Genomic DNA, 2,679 nt, shown 5'->3' with positions numbered 1-2,679 from the left:
TAATTTCGTATTCATTTTCTATTAATTCTCTCTTTTATATAATCAATGATTTTTTCTGCTCTTTTATCGATAGAAAGTCCACAAGCTGTTTCATAGGCAGCAATAGCCATAGACTCTCTTAACATTTTCTCTTCTTTTAGCTTTTTTATCGCAGACGATATCTCATCTATATTATGACAATCAAGTAAGATTGAATTTTCTTCATTTAATATATCTTTGTTAAAATCTGCATCTGTCGAAATAATTGGAAGTTTACACGCCATAGCCTCAATTATAGCATTACTACACCCTTCATTCTCTGTTGGCAACACAAACACATCAGATGCGGAAAGATAATCAGGTAATTTGTCATGGTCAACTCTTCCTTTAAAAATTATTCCATTATATTTCGGATCTTCAGACCCACTTCCCATAAATATTGCTTTAATTGAAGAATCTCCCAATTGTGATAATGCTTGATCCAATCGAAGTGTACCCTTACGCGGAATAAACTGGCCAGTAAATGAAACAACGAAATCATTATCTGATATTCCCAGTTGCTTTCTTATCTGTTGTTTATTCTTATTTCTAAATAGATTTATATTTATAGCATTAGGAATTACTATTGACTTGTTTTCTGTAACCAAACGAAGTTTTAAACATTCTAGCTTATTTTTAGAAGACACACTAACTACACCCAGCATATAATTTAGGAGTTCATTTTTAAACTCCTCGGTAACATGTACATATCTTGCCACATCTTCTTCTCCAGATGCACCAGAAAGAGGTATATTATATTTTTTTGCTATTGGATAAATGGAAAAAATAGATTTCCAAAAATGTCCATAACACACATCGGGTTTATCGTTAATACTATTAAATGCTCTCGCTACTGATCTATTAAATGAATTCTTAAATAACTTTGACGAACTATTTCCTATAGACAAATAATAAGGACGATACAAATCAATCAAATTGCCTTTGTTTGTTACAATAGTACTATGTCTTTTCACTATTGGTATATGGCGAACTATACACTTTGTAACAGATTGCGGAGCAATTACACTTACTTTATGACCATTATCAGCAAAAGCTCGGCATAGCTGTTCTACAAAAATGAAATCTATTGTTTTTGAAGTTGGAAAAGATGGGGATACAACGCATATATGCATATAATGACCTGATATATTAATTATACTCTAAAAAAGCGAATTACAACTTTAGTAAACTCCATTCTTCATTTGTATTCATATGAAATCGCAAAAAGTTGACACATTGTACTCTTTTTGACAAGCAAGTTTATATATCCATTACATAAACAAACTCACATTGTTAATATATTAAAGTCTATTTTAGATGGAGTTTTAATATGCCCAATTTCATATTATAGTACATTCATTTTAGGCATAGATATAAACATTATGTTTTTTTACTAATAGCTAAATAATAACCAAAAACACTCGTGAACATATATGTCATACTACCATATGACATAGAAAAAAATGACCTTGCTAAAACGATAAAACCTATTAAAGCTAAAGCAAGTTTTGAATCTTTATTGATTGAATATTTCCAACTATTATAAAAACACACAAAGAAATATAGGAACACAAAAAAACCGAGCAAACCTTGATTGATCATTATTTCCAACCAATCGTTATGGGCATAATAGCCACAAAGTTCAAGAGTTCCATTAGCACCAAAACCAAAAACGAAATTCAACCCACCTGCCTGAGAAAAAAACAAATCCCAAAATGTAGTATAAATGTCTTCCCTATTACTAGAATCACCTTCCATTGTATCTTCTATACGTTTATTTAAAAGCTCATTTGTATTCATTTGATAAAGAACGAAATAGAAGCCTATAACAGTTAAAACAATTGTAAAAAGAATATATTTGATTTTGGTAATTCCGCTGGATAATCTTATAGAATTCCACAAGAAATACAATATACAGACTGCCCCTATCATTATAGCCCCTCTTTTCATTCCTAATACCAAATAAACTAAAATCACAAACAATCCTAAATACATTTTTATTACATTTCTTCTAAAAAGTAATAATGAAGGTATTAATGAAAGGAAAAGATATCCCATATTATTAGTAACCTCCCCAGAATCATCTCCTGCTTTATCTATTTGATATCTGTAAAATGACAACAAAGCAGATATAAAGAAAACGTATATCCAATTACATAATCTTTTTTCTGTAAGATATCCTTTTACTGTGTAGTAATAAAAGGAAAATATAGGTAATAAAGACAGATATATCTGCTTTAAATACATATAACTAGGTACATAGCGACTCGCTTTATGATAGAAAACCACTCCTGGATTTTGTAAAATTAACGCAAATCCATAAACAGAGAACAATATAAGCAATAAAGATAATCCGTTGAAAAAGATCGGCTTGTCATTTATATTTTTTACTTTGATTACATTATAAATGGATATTAGTAGTATTATTCCAAATAATGACACAGAAAGCCCACCCCCTGATGTGTATAATATCCCCTGCAAATAGTACAAAAACCATAAGATCAAGTACCAATCACAACGATTTAATTTTCTCGGATTAAGCGATATCATACTTATTAATACACTTGTAATATGAACTTATAGTACAACTTGCACTATGAGCATATGTAATAACAGCAACATTTATATATATTCACAGCAAATAGCTCGTTTTTATAATGT

General features: G+C 29.8%; 2 protein-coding genes. Both read right to left on the bottom strand.

Annotated features, from left to right (window positions below; translation table 11 throughout):
* Nucleotides 1-11 precede the first annotated feature (11 nt).
* Complete coding sequence (locus J6Y29_05055; GenBank protein ID MBP5427239.1) at nt 12-1,151, bottom strand: glycosyltransferase family 4 protein; 1,140 nt, start codon at nt 1,149-1,151, stop codon at nt 12-14.
* Between the two features lie 247 nt (nt 1,152-1,398).
* Complete coding sequence (locus tag J6Y29_05050; GenBank protein ID MBP5427238.1) at nt 1,399-2,460, bottom strand: O-antigen ligase family protein; 1,062 nt, start codon at nt 2,458-2,460, stop codon at nt 1,399-1,401.
* Nucleotides 2,461-2,679 lie beyond the last annotated feature (219 nt).

Source organism: Clostridiales bacterium (genome assembly GCA_017961515.1).
Lineage (GTDB): Bacteria > Bacillota > Clostridia > Acetivibrionales > RGIG10202 > RGIG10202.
Note: the sequence above shows the minus strand (reverse complement) of the source record. Positions and strands in the feature narration are given on the sequence as shown.